The sequence below is a fragment of the Pseudoalteromonas sp. RW-H-Ap-1 genome (genome assembly GCF_048318575.1).
Lineage (GTDB): Bacteria > Pseudomonadota > Gammaproteobacteria > Enterobacterales > Alteromonadaceae > Pseudoalteromonas.
Genome location: NZ_CP166997.1, coordinates 461,152 through 472,753, shown reverse-complemented (window position 1 = coordinate 472,753; position 11,602 = coordinate 461,152). Strand labels below are relative to the sequence as shown.

Sequence of the window (11,602 nt, the reverse complement as noted above, 5' to 3'; positions counted from 1 at the left end):
TTAACCACCAATTAAAACAGTTGGGTTGCCCGCAACGATTTTTCCGCCGTGGCCACTATCATCGCCCATTCTGGCCGCGGGTTTGCCATTAATTTTAACGCTCCCCGAGCCTGTTTTTACGCTATCTGGCGGGCCAATACACACTATCATGTCGCCTTTGCGCGCCGCGGGCATGCCACCTATTAACACATTGCCAGAGCCGGCAACTATAGGTCCACCCACATGTGGCACTTTAGCGGTCACTTTAGGGCATACATGCATATGACCAATTGTAGCAGCGGGTTTACCCATTTTGACTCCTTGTCGTATCTTTGCTTGTTTATGAAAGACTATTCATACAGTGGAATAACTAGTAGCTTGTTAGTCGTTACTAATAGCGAAATTTCTTCAATTAGCTCATCTTTACTGTGATCAGCAAGTGCCACTGTGCTTTGAGTTGCATATTGATATAAATTTGAAATTACATTTTCACTATTAAGTGAATCACTTAAATGAATAAAAAACTGCTGTGCATAATAGCCATTCATTGCTTTTAAATGACTTAACGCAGGGCTTAGTAATGGATCATCTGGCCTATTTATTGGTAAACACACTAAATGCGGTAAACCATAACGGCAGTAAACAACGTGCCCGTTATTTGCAATGCCATTTCTAAACCCTGATTGAAAGTTATTGACTATTTCCATCATTAATTTAACTTAATTACACCAGCAGATAAGGTAATGGCACTGCCATCTACTTTTACATTACTGCCTTTAATATCAATGTTTGTTCCTTCAATAGTGATATTGCCACTACTGCTCATTTTAATTTGTGCAGAGCCTGTTTTAATCACTATTTCGTCACCCGCTTCAATATTAAGTGTTTTACCTACTTTTAAGGTATCGTTTTCACCCATTTCCGCAATACGGTTTTTTGTAACGTTAAGATTGTCATTATTAAGAATTTCAACATTACGATCGTTATCTATTTTTTCGTTTTGATCGTTTTTAACGTAAAGCTGTTTATCTTTTTCGGCTTGCATATACACAAGCTCGCTACCTTTTTTATCCTCAAAGCGCAGTTCATTAAAATTATCTGCTCCACCTTCTTTAGTTGAGCGAGTTTTTATACCACTTTGCGTTTTTTCGCCCGGTAAAGCGTACGGAGGCATTAAGTCTGCGTTATAAACAGCACCGCTTATAATAGGTTGATCTGGGTCGCCATTAATAAAGTCGACGAGTACTTCTTGACCAACGCGGGGGAAGAAAAAGGCGCCCCACTTTTTGCCAGCCCAGTTTTGTGCAACTCGGATCCAACATGAACTTTTAGAATCTTTTTTACCTTCACGATCCCAATCAAATTGCACCTTTACGCGGCCATATTGGTCAATCATAATTTCATCGGCGCTATCACCCGTTACAATCGCCGTTTGCACGCCGTTAATAACCGGTTTCTTTTTACTCACTTGCGCTCTGTATGGAATGTCTTTTGGCACACATTCAAAGTGATTAGAATACACTTCATCACTTGATGATTGTAAAGCGCCTGATTGGTTTGGTACTACAATCGATGTCATCATCGAGGTAATAGCAAAGGTTTTACCTTCAAGGCGTGGGTCTTCATGTTTTTTGAAGCTAAACAGTTTACCAACAGAAAATGAGCGACAGTCACTGCGCCCGCTTGAGAGCTTCATGTCTCTTTGTAGTGACTCTAATTGTACAGATGCCAAATTAGCCGCGCGAGGATGACACTCTGCCTCTGCTGTATATTCAAAAATTTCTGATACCGATTGCGTGGGTAACTCGGCATTTGCTTGCTCTGCATCAGGGTAACGCGACGGCTGTTTAAAATCGTAGCCTAAACGCTTAAAGCTGCCTGGCGCTAAGCTTAATCCACCTTGCCAACGCGAAACATGAGATTCGCTTAAATGGCCAGTTGAATGAACAACTTTAGCCTCACCACATGTTTCATAGGCAGTGATATCATCTGCCAAAACTAATGTATGGTTACTTTTTGTATGCTCAAAGAAGTAAAAAATACCTTCGCTTTGTAATAAGCGTTGGATAAAGTCAAAATCTGACTCTTGATATTGCACACAGTATTCGTATTTGGGGTAGGTTTTACTGGTTTTGTCTGAAAAAGCCACATTGTGTTGGCCAAACAAATCAGCAAATATATCTTTTATTGTTTTCTTTTGGAAAATGCGGCTGTTCTTGCGATTACGCATAGAAGCGGCAAAAGGCACAATGGTAGCTTGATAATCAATGTAATTTTTTTGTTCGTCAACGTCCGCAGTGCGGCTGCCGTTAGAAACAAGCTGGCTCACAATACCGTGATAATAACGCTCTCCCCCACCCTCGGCATTTTTTACCTTTATCGATACCGGTTTGCCAACCAGATCTTCATGTGCGATTTGTTGGCCTATGGTGTACATATTGGCCGACATAACAAACAAATCTGACATGGCTTCTTGTGCAACGAAGCGTGTTAAATAAAGGGCGTCTTTACCAACAGGGGTACTAATTTGAATTACGTTTTTATCTTGTGTTGCTTTTTGCATTCCTTGCTTTTCCCATCCTGAAGATCAAAAAAAGCTCTGAGCATAAGCCCAGAGCTACAATCGGGTAACAAATATTACATTTGTTGACCTTTAACACCGCTGTAACCATATACTAGTGGTGCAGTGATGTTGTTTTGATCGTCAGTAGGTGTAACAGTCATCATCATTTCAGTGTAGCTGATAGTGATTGTTTCAATTGGACGGTCGTTTTGAACTGATACTGAGTAGCTAGAGATCATGGCATCTGTAAGTTCGATTTTCATGATTTCTTCAACTTTATCACCTTGTTTAGTGATATGGAAAATAGCAGGTAGACCTTTACCAATAGTTGCTTCTTTGAAAAGATCCGGAGATGCTTTATCTTGAAGTTTAGTAATAGTCACATCGCCTAGACGAGTAGAGCTAGATTCACGGTCCATTGCTGTACCAGTCGCTGCACTAATCTCACGGCTAACGTTCCAATCTAAAGATAAAACTGTAATTAAATCTTTGAAAGACTCGGCAGTAGTTTCGCCTTTGATTGAACCGTATTTTAAATATGTATTTGCTTGCATTTGATAATGCTCCTTTTTATTAAACAATATTATCCATTATGTGGATTCGTTTACTTTGGTTACCCAAAATTCCTTGAAATCATTATCTCTAAAACAGCAATGAAAAGGTCTTCAGAATTCCTTTCCCTAGATGAAGACAATGTCTCAAAAATTCCATGTTTCTATATAAGACACACGAATTATAATGCTCTAAAACTAAAGAAACAACCATAAAAACAGGTTATTTTAAATTAACTTTAGTTAGCTCAATATCAAACTCATTATCCTTAATTAACAATGAGATAGATGTCACCTTTTCACCATCAACCATGCTCGAAAGCAAAATTTCAGACAATAGTGGTAGTACTTTATTCTGTAATATGGTGTGAATATTTCTTGCACCCGAACCGGCATTTTGACAATTAGCAATAATGTGCTCAATCACGTCATCGTTATACGTTAATTGCGCATCATAATGCTTTTTAACACGCTTAATAATTTTGCTAATTTGCAGCGCTGCAATTTGGGTCAGAATTTCATCACTTAACGGAATATAAGGAATAACATTAATGCGCCCTAAAAATGCGGGTTTAAATGCGCCTAATAAATCATCTTGTAATGCTTTTAATAAACCTTTAATACTCGGCTTACTTTCTTCATCTTCAAATAAGCTCATTGTGGTATCAGTACCCACATTTGAGGTCATAATAATGATGGTGTTTTTAAAGTCGATGTCTCGGCCTTCACCGTCTTTTATGGTGCCTTTATCGAATACTTGATAGAAAATATCTTGCACGCCTGGATGGGCTTTTTCCATTTCATCAAGTAGCACTACACTGTATGGTTTTCTTCTTACTGCTTCGGTTAAAATACCGCCTTCACCATAACCAACATAACCTGGAGGTGAGCCAAGTAGTAATGACACTTTATGCTCTTCTTTAAACTCAGACATGTTAATAACTGTTACGTTATCTTCACTGCCATACACTTCTTGTGCTAGTGAAAGCGCGGTCTCTGTTTTACCAACACCGCTTGGGCCTGCCAGCATAAATATACCATTAGGGCGACTCTCGTCTGCTAGCTGAGCACGGGAGGTTTGTACCACTTTAGCCATAAGTTCAAGCGCATGATCTTGGCCAACTACGCGTTGTTTCATTTGCTCAGCTAAATTTAAAATGCCATGAATTTCATCTTCATGCATTTTACCAACAGGAATACCAGTCCAATCAGAAATAACCTGTGCAATCAACTCTTCATCAACTTGCCAATGCACCATATTATGTTCGTACGAGGCTAGCTTAAGCTTGCTTTCTTTTAACTGCTCAAGTACTTCAGCAGAAGAGTCTGCATCATTGGTGTTAATCGATTCTAGCGCTTGGTTTAACTCGGCAACTATATCCTTCTCAACATTGAACTGCTCATTTAATGGTTCCAGTTGCTGTTCAATCTCAACTAGTTCAGATTTAAGTGCTGATAATTGTTCGCTGTGATCTAAACCAGTTTTTTGCTCACGATTCAGCATTAAAACTTGCGCTTCAATTTCACTAAGCCTGTTAATTAACTGCTCAATCGCATTAGGTGTCGATGCTTGGCTCATAGCAACACGAGCACATGCCGTATCTAACAATGCAACTGCTTTATCGGGTAGTTGCCTAGCAGTAATGTACCTGTGCGATAGATGCACTGCACTTTCAAGTGCTTGCTCTGAAATAAACACTTTATGATGTTTTTCCATCACAGGAACTAAACCACGCAGCATAGCAACCGCTTTTTCTGGTGTTGGCTCTTCAACTTTAACCACTTGGAAGCGACGTGTTAGCGCAGCATCTTTTTCAAAAAACTTTTTATATTCAGCCCACGTTGTTGCAGCAATAGTGCGTAACTCCCCTCTTGCTAGAGCAGGCTTAAGTAAATTGGCAGCATCATTTTGACCCGCTTGTCCGCCACTACCAATCATAGTGTGAGCTTCATCTATGAAAAGAATCACAGGATCAACAGCGTTTTTAACTTCATTAATTAGCGACTTCAAACGATTTTCAAATTCACCTTTCATGCCCGCACCTGCTTGCAGCAAAGCCAAATCTAGGCTGTGCAACTTAACGTTTTGTAATACTGCAGGTACGTCTTTTTGAGCAATCCTTAGGGCAAGTCCTTCAACCACAGCGGTTTTACCTACACCCGCTTCACCGGTTAAGATTGGATTGTTTTGACGACGTCTGGTTAAAATATCTACCATCTGACGTATTTCGAAATCACGGCCTAAAATTGGGTCTATTTTTCCCGCTTTTGCTTGAGCGGTTAAATCTACGGTAAATTGATCTAAGGTTGGTGTTTTAGATGAACCATTTGCAGGTGTTGTAGCACTTGCAGTGGTGGTATTACGTTCTTGTGATTGGGCAACAATTTCAGGCCATGCATGTAGTAGTTGTCCAGGTTCTATATTATTGAAAAGCTTGCTACAACGCGTTACTAAACTAGACAAGGTATCGTCTTTTGTGAGCGTGTAAATAACGTAAGCACTTCGGATTTGCTCATCAGTAAATTCTATACTGGTGCTTAGCCATGACTGTCTAAGTAAAGTAGTAACATGCACCGACAGACTAGGCGACGAATCACTGCCTGTTTTAAATGACTCTAATGATTGATTTAAATCTTGCTTTACCTGATCAATATCAATATCGAAAGCACCGAATATGAGTCTAACATCGTCTAGTTGCTGCTCAATCATAGCTAACAACCAATGCTCTAATTCAACCGTAAAATGGCTGCGGCTATTACAAATTGCGACCGCTGCTTCTAAGCTCTTTCTACAATCTGGACTTAGTTTCTCAACTAATTTATTTAATGTCATCGTTGACATACACTGTTCCTTTTAATTTTAATTATCCTTTAAACGATAACTTAGTAGGGTTAAATTTAGGGGTGTTTTTACTCGCCATTAAAAAGCTATTTGCGCCTAGTTGGCATTCACTTTTTGACAGCTGCACCGCATCAAGTTGTTGAAAATCTGATTCAATTACAAGTCGAAATGAAATAGCATTGCCGGCATAGTCTTTGACAATTTTTTTAGCTAATTCAAATAACTTGCCTTTAGGTAACAAGGATTTTGCTTTATCAAAATCGCGGGTACTGATATGGATCTCGATATTAGAAGAAATATCCCATATCTTTTTACCAATTACCGTATCAACACCTAAGCGGGCATGTTGTCCCTCATAAAGGCGTTCACTTGCTAAACATGTTTGCTCTTGTGGCTTCAAATCGTGCCACTTACCTATCATTTGTTTAATGACAACATCACAGCCAAGATATGAGCTCAGTACACTTTTTAAGTCAAAAGCATTGCGAATTTTTCGGCTATAAAGGCCTGAAAAGTGCAACTGATGTTCATCATAACCGCCGCTTAAAAGCCCTAATATTTGCGTGTATGGGTCTTTGTTTTTATCTTTATTTACATGATTTAAAGACGGTTTATATTTTTTCCACGCTCGATAATATAAAGACACCAAACGGTGATTAAACATGTCGTAAAAGTCGCGCATAGTTGTATCTTTATAGCGAAGACGCTGCATCACCAGTTCGCTATAAAATTGAGGCAAAGCGCCCGAGCAACCCGTTAATCCCATAAAAGAGATCTGCATGTTGACTTTATGTAAGCCATCTTCAAAGCTTGCTTGTTCTAATTTTGTGATAGCGTTACCTGGGTAACCAAATTTTTGAGTTGCGGTAAACTTAATTAACTCTTGCTTTGGACTACTGTCATACCCTACGTAGCGATACTCCAATCCATGCTTTTTCAGCTGGTTTTCAATAATGAAAACCGCTTTATAAAAGTCAACTTGTGACGCTTGAGAAATAATATGTTGGATCATATTAACGGGCTTTCCCCAACTCGCGCAGGCCATTGGTAATACACTTGCTCTTGTTCTTTTAGCCTTAAACTAACGCGAGTAAAGCTATTAATTGCTGCAAATTGCGCAAAGAAATGATCGAGGATAGAAGCAAAGAAAAACATGCCACTTCCTGAAAAGTCATCATTGGCGAAGGTAATTTCAATTTCACTACCTGTCGCAAAGCTTACTCGTCCTTTTTGCACAACACGAGCCGTTGCAGGTTCTACAGCCACACGGTAAATATTATCAATAAGGCCTTTTGTCTGTGGAGATGCTCTAAAGTCATAAAGGCGTAGCACTTCTTTTAGCTTGTTGCACGCATCATCTCCACTAAACGCGTCGAGTGTTAAATGATTAACTAATTGCCAACGAGTTGCATCGGCTAATATTGGTCTAACGGCATGAGTAAATGGAATTAAACACCTAATTTTTTTAATTACATCGCCGCGTTCTGGCATCAATAAGCCTAGCTCGTCGTCTCCAAAAGGCATGCTTGCAGGGAGGTTTCGATTACTGCAATTAGCACGTACGGTTAGGACCGTGTTCCCTTCAGCATAATCCATAGCACTATTTTCAAATCGTGCATCTACCAATGATAGAAACGATTCGGTGCCTGACTCAACATAGCCACCGGCCCATGAGGCGGTTTCTCTGCGGATGTGCCAAAACAAATCATCATGGCCTTGATATCGTGGATGAGTTTGTCCATAAAACGGACAAACTATTTGTTTATTTCCCTTATGATCAAAGGCAATTACTTCTGAAATACCAATTACTTCTGAAATCTCAGAGTCCATATAACGCGGCGTTAATTGGTATTCGTATTCGCTCAGCTCAGGGCGAATAGGCTCTAGCTCTTGTTCAAACATATTAATTATGGGCGTACACCCCATCAAGAACATGTCTTTGTCTACTTGCTTTTCAAGCTCTGAAGATTCCGCATCAAGATAAATATACACAGTGCATTTATTAGAATTTTTAGGCAACGATGAGTGAATATTTTCAAGTTCAAAAAAACGAAACTTTTCAGGAAAGGTAAAGTTTTCGACGAGTAAGCGATAGCCGGCACTTGATCGCTGCGAATACGGTACAACCGCTTCATTTGCATCAAAGCCAACCGCTTTAAGTTGAGTTTTAGAAAGGTACTTTATTCCCTCATCACCATTATCAAAAGCAATACCAATAGCGTGCTTAAACAATAATTCATACACTTTAAGCGTATGATGCCATTGACCATTTATAAATAATCGTAATTTTTCCAGCCCGGTTTCAGCCAGTGATACACCCGGATATTCACCGGTTAGCTCAAGTTTGAAAATTGACTTTGCTTTTTCATGCCAACGTGGTTTTGGTGCCACGAAAGGACTGTTATCAAATTGCGCACTGGTAATTTCAACAGGCCATAAGTAAGTTTCATAACAGGTTTGAAACTTACATTGCTTCATTGACTCAACATTGGTTTCAACTTCACTCGCTCTTGGAATGACCACGCCCGTTGTTGAGAGGTTTTCAGCCTCTAATTTAACCACCGACATTGAAGGAATAGGCGCTTGATAGTCAGGTAACATTTGCCCTAATAGAGCATCAGTAAGCTCAGGAAAGCTATCATCTAACTTTTGCCTAATATTAGCCGTTAAAAATGCGAACGATTCAATTAACCTTGATACATGAGGGTCTTCAATATGATCATCGCTTAGCTTTAATCGCCCGGCAACTTTAGGGTATTTTTCAGAGAAGTCTTTACCCATATGACGAACAAACGCCAATTCACGATTGTAATATTTTAATAATTCATCGTTCATAAAGAAGCCTCAATAATCTTCATCCCTAAGTTCACAGGCTCAACTTCTGAGTCAAAGCTAATAAACTCAGGCTCTGGATCTGCATATAGTAAAGCGTTTATTCGCAAGTTTAATACTCTATTTACGGGTACTTCATCGTCAGTAAATACCTCAACTTCAATGAACCTAGGCTCAAATTTCAAAATTGTATTTCTAACGGTTTCACATAGCAGTGCCCGCCCTTCGTGAGAGCTCACCGACATACTCGAAAAGTCAGGTAAACCATACGATAAGCAGGATGTTGCTAACTCTGCATATTGTGCTGGCCACGTGTGCCATTGAATTCGCGCATTTAGCAGCGCTTCTATGTCTCTGCGCACATTTTTTCTCAGCTCACTAATGCTGATCCCCTCAGTACGAGATGGGGCATCCTGAAAGTCTGGTTCATCGTCAATGAGCCTATCTAAAATGGATGCTTGAAGCTGCTGCTTATGCTCTATCATAATTATTTACTATGCTTACTCAGCTGTTTCTAGGGCGTTTATTTTAAGGTTTGGAACAGTGATGGCTTCATCGTTAACAAACAACATTTTCATTCCTTTGCCTATGATAAATTCGTCTTGCAGCTCTTCCCAATCAGATACCTGGCCTAGCTTTTCAAGATCTGTATTTGAGTTTGCGTAAACTAGTGGCAAGTGAGCCGTACCTGATGGACCGTCTTTGATGGTAATGTCAACGCGTAACCAAATACCCTCTAATAATGATGTTACAGGTTCTACTTTTAATGTTTCAATTTCATTAAAGTTAGCCAGGTAAAATTCGCCATTCGTGCCTAGCACTTCTAAATAAGGACTTAAGCTATCATCTAAATCTCGAATTGCTGATTGCTCGTCTTCAACACTCTCCAAACGAAGCGCTTCCATTTGTTGAGCAAGACTAGCTGCTTCTGATGTTTCACCTTCAAGCAAAGCAACATGCATTTTTAAAAACAAGGTATCTAGCTCATTAGCTTCATGAAAAAGTTTAGGAATACCTTTACCTTGATAAAAATCTACGCGTGATTGCTGGGCACGAATTAAATGCCTAAGGTTAACTGCACCTACAGCAAACTCTGGGTTCTTTTGCACCATAAAGTCGAGTTGTTTGTCTGCTTTTTCAAGCTCGCCATTAATGCAAAGTAATTCAGAATAAATACTTCTAATGTCAAAATTTAAAGGCTCATCTTGCAACTCGGTAGCGCAGCATAATAAAGCATCAGCAAGTTTTCCCTCGCGAATTAAACTGTGTATTTTTTTCATGATTATTCCTTTATTTTATGATGAGGACTGAGCTCTGTTATTAACTTAATACTCGAGACCATTTGGTCTAGCTGAAAGTGGGGCTGTAACTGCAAAACCGAAAAGTAATGCCCCGGATTTGCTTTATTTTCACTAACTTTTATTTTTGCATTACTCAGTGGATATTTGCTTCTAATATGCTCAGACGCGGAGTCTGACGCAGTTGTATAGTTATTTATCCACGCCTGTAAGTCTCTTTCACAGGCCTGTGCTGTGCTGTAAGACCCGACACGATCTCGGGCTAATAATTTTAAATAGTGCGCAAAGCGCGATACACATAAAATGTATTGCAACATAGACGATAAGCGCGCATTGATATTGGCAGCACTTGAGTCGTAATTTTTTGTTTTTTGAACTGATGCATTACTGTAAAAAACGATATGTTCCGTATTTGTAACCGAAGAAGCTGGGATAAAACCGAGCTCAGAAAATTGCTTTTCAAACTTACTGGTTACTAATAAATCAAGTGGCGGTTTTGCCTCTTTTTGATAGGTATCGTTCGCAAAGCTATCACGAGCAAGCCCTGTTACTAATCCCTTAGAGACTTTACCTGGCTCTATACCACGAATGTGACCAAACCAACCGCTGTCGCAGTAAGCTCTAATTATTGTTGATACAAACTGATACGCTGCACTGCCCCACAACATGTCTGTTTCTGGATTTTTTATTTGTTCTTTGAAGTAAAAATCTTGATGGCGCTTGCCATCATTAACATAAGGCGGCCTAACTAACACATGAGGCAACGTAAACCCCATGAAGCGCGCTTCTTCCATTTTTCTAAAACTTTGCCATTTTATATATTCAGGTTGTTCAAACTGATTAAATAAATCAGAGTAATAACCTAAATCTGAAAAACTATCAGCACCAAATAAATTAGCCGATGCCGAACATATAAAAGGAGAAAATGCTGCCGCTGCCGTTCTTGATACTTCTTTTATGGTATCAATATCATTGTAAATAGTGCCTGCTGAGCAACCATTACTAATTTCGTAATCACCAATTACAATACCAAAAGGCTCGCCTCCGGCACTGTCAAACTCGTTTTGATAAAGTAACTGAAAAAACATACTTTGATCAAAATCAATCGCTTTATTCACATCTTTAGAGAGCGTTGACCAATCACAATTGAGCAATTTAACTTTTACTTTTTTTCTTTGTCTTGTTGCTCTGTTTGTAACAATAACCACCATAGATTACGCCAGCTAGCTTCTAAGCGTTGAAAGCTATCTGCATGAATTATATGATTAAGTTGCGATGAAATAAGCTGATCGAGTTCAATAATTACACGTTGTAAATAAGGACTTAAAGACTCCTTATTCCAAGAAAGGGGAGAATCAGAAGAGCCTTCAAGCCATAACAATAACGCTTTATCTAGGTTTTTTTCATTTAAAAACCTATCGAGCAAAGCGTCATTATCACTAATTCGAGACTGTGACTTTTGTTGAAAAGTGAAGTCTTGATTTATAAATGAAAACTCTTCGTGATTCATTCTATTGCATCATCCTTAATGCGAGAT

At 39.2% G+C, this 11,602-nt stretch carries 11 protein-coding genes; all 11 read right to left on the bottom strand.

The annotated features are described in order from the left end of the window. The 11 genes from AB8618_RS18520 to AB8618_RS18470 all read right to left on the bottom strand — a co-directional run bounded on the left by AB8618_RS18520 (position 1) and on the right by AB8618_RS18470 (position 11,575). On the bottom strand, positions 1-291 hold the full coding sequence (locus AB8618_RS18520; protein ID WP_413403563.1) for a PAAR domain-containing protein: 291 nt from the start codon (positions 289-291) through the stop codon (positions 1-3). Positions 292-329: 38 nt separating this feature from the next. Further along, positions 330-689 (bottom strand): hypothetical protein, encoded by a 360-nt coding sequence (locus AB8618_RS18515; protein WP_054201386.1) that lies wholly within the window; start codon positions 687-689, stop codon positions 330-332. Further along, positions 689-2,542: a type VI secretion system tip protein TssI/VgrG gene (gene tssI / locus AB8618_RS18510; protein ID WP_075170036.1), complete on the bottom strand. Its 1,854-nt coding sequence runs from the start codon at positions 2,540-2,542 to the stop codon at positions 689-691. The genes AB8618_RS18515 and tssI overlap by 1 nt, the downstream gene beginning before the upstream one ends. A gap of 74 nt (positions 2,543-2,616) precedes the next feature. Continuing rightward, a complete protein-coding gene (locus AB8618_RS18505; RefSeq protein WP_138605861.1) occupies positions 2,617-3,096 on the bottom strand; it encodes an Hcp family type VI secretion system effector in 480 nt (159 codons plus the stop codon). Positions 3,097-3,316: 220 nt separating this feature from the next. Then, the gene (gene tssH, locus AB8618_RS18500) at positions 3,317-5,935 is read right to left on the bottom strand and encodes a type VI secretion system ATPase TssH (RefSeq protein WP_413403560.1); all 2,619 of its coding nucleotides are present in this window, start codon (positions 5,933-5,935) and stop codon (positions 3,317-3,319) included. 22 nt (positions 5,936-5,957) lie between these two features. Then, positions 5,958-6,947: a type VI secretion system baseplate subunit TssG gene (gene tssG / locus AB8618_RS18495; protein WP_010389368.1), complete on the bottom strand. Its 990-nt coding sequence runs from the start codon at positions 6,945-6,947 to the stop codon at positions 5,958-5,960. Continuing rightward, on the bottom strand, positions 6,944-8,770 hold the full coding sequence (tssF, locus tag AB8618_RS18490) for a type VI secretion system baseplate subunit TssF (RefSeq protein ID WP_413403558.1): 1,827 nt from the start codon (positions 8,768-8,770) through the stop codon (positions 6,944-6,946). Before tssF ends, tssG begins: the two co-directional genes overlap by 4 nt. Beyond that, complete coding sequence (tssE, locus tag AB8618_RS18485) at positions 8,767-9,252, bottom strand: type VI secretion system baseplate subunit TssE (RefSeq protein ID WP_010389371.1); 486 nt, start codon at positions 9,250-9,252, stop codon at positions 8,767-8,769. The genes tssF and tssE overlap by 4 nt, the downstream gene beginning before the upstream one ends. Positions 9,253-9,267: 15 nt before the next feature. Next, on the bottom strand, positions 9,268-10,047 hold the full coding sequence (locus AB8618_RS18480; protein ID WP_413403556.1) for a type VI secretion system accessory protein TagJ: 780 nt from the start codon (positions 10,045-10,047) through the stop codon (positions 9,268-9,270). Positions 10,048-10,049: 2 nt separating this feature from the next. Then, positions 10,050-11,276: a type VI secretion system contractile sheath large subunit gene (tssC, locus tag AB8618_RS18475; protein ID WP_418157359.1), complete on the bottom strand. Its 1,227-nt coding sequence runs from the start codon at positions 11,274-11,276 to the stop codon at positions 10,050-10,052. Beyond that, complete coding sequence (locus tag AB8618_RS18470; protein WP_418157358.1) at positions 11,228-11,575, bottom strand: type VI secretion system contractile sheath domain-containing protein; 348 nt, start codon at positions 11,573-11,575, stop codon at positions 11,228-11,230. The genes tssC and AB8618_RS18470 overlap by 49 nt, the downstream gene beginning before the upstream one ends. Between the last annotated feature and the right edge of the window lie 27 nt (positions 11,576-11,602).